Raw genomic sequence first — 960 nt, forward strand, 5'->3', positions numbered from 1 at the left:
AGGACATCGCCAGTGGTAGAAACCCAAGCCAGAATCGTCGCTAACACCGGGGTACTACAGGGAGAAGCCACCAAACCAAAAGTTAACCCCAACAGATAAGAACGCGCAGAATGGGGGAGCTTTTCAGGAATCCACCCCATGGTATCAAAAGCCGGAAGTTGCAGGGGTAAGGCTTCTAAAAGGTTCAATCCCATCAAAATGGCGATCGCACTCACCACAATCGGTAAACCCCAGCCAATCTGACCATAAACTTKTCCCACCAGARACGCAAAAACCCCCAATCCCGCTAAAGTAGTTGCTAGTCCCAMAGCAAACCAGGTAGACTGAATAGCTGCTGTGGTGCGATTTTGGTTTTCATATCCACCAATATAGCCAATCGTAATCGGTAACATAGACAGCATACAGGGGGTCAGACTGGTTAGCAACCCAGCAGCCAACAGGATGAGAATGCTTGGCCATCCCACATGGGTTAGTTGTTCGCGCACTAGAGTATTAGCAAATTGTGCAATTTCATAGAGTTGTGTTTGTAGGGTTTCGCTCATGAGATCAAATTGATGAGTTTGGGAACTATCAAAAATTGTAACGTTTTTTTAGCCAGTCCAGATCTCAAATCCAACTCCTACAGATCGCACAGCCACCGAGAAATAGATGCTACTTGATTTTCTCGATTCAGATTAGCGGCATTATTGAGCGTCCCATTTTCTAGTTGCTCCCAAATTTCCGCAGCCATCCTAGTTGCTATGGCTGCGCCGACAAAGAAGGTATAAGGAGAATATCCAACTTGATATAATGCTTGTCGAATCCGATTTAGTGATGCTTGTGCTGTTTTCCAATGTTCATCAGCTCCCGCTGGATCTATGCCTCCTTTCAGTTCACCTAAAGCTAGGATAGATTGTACATTAATCTCAGTAGATTTATTAACTACCAGGTCTGTCGAATCCAAATTAAATAAACATAAAT

The 960-nt window shown here is 44.4% G+C and carries 2 protein-coding genes; both read right to left on the reverse strand.

All coding sequences use genetic code 11. The features are described 5' to 3' along the window. On the reverse strand, positions 1–542 hold a 542-nt coding region (locus B9T16_RS28920; protein ID WP_410246418.1), incomplete at its 3' end, for a cytochrome c biogenesis CcdA family protein. Between the two features lie 77 nt (positions 543–619). Beyond that, positions 620–960 (reverse strand): AvaI/BsoBI family type II restriction endonuclease (locus B9T16_RS28925; protein WP_410246419.1); only part of this gene is annotated, 341 nt, incomplete at its 5' end.

The organism is Arthrospira sp. PCC 8006 (genome assembly GCF_046480465.1).
GTDB classification, from domain to species: Bacteria; Cyanobacteriota; Cyanobacteriia; order Cyanobacteriales; family Microcoleaceae; genus Limnospira; species Limnospira platensis.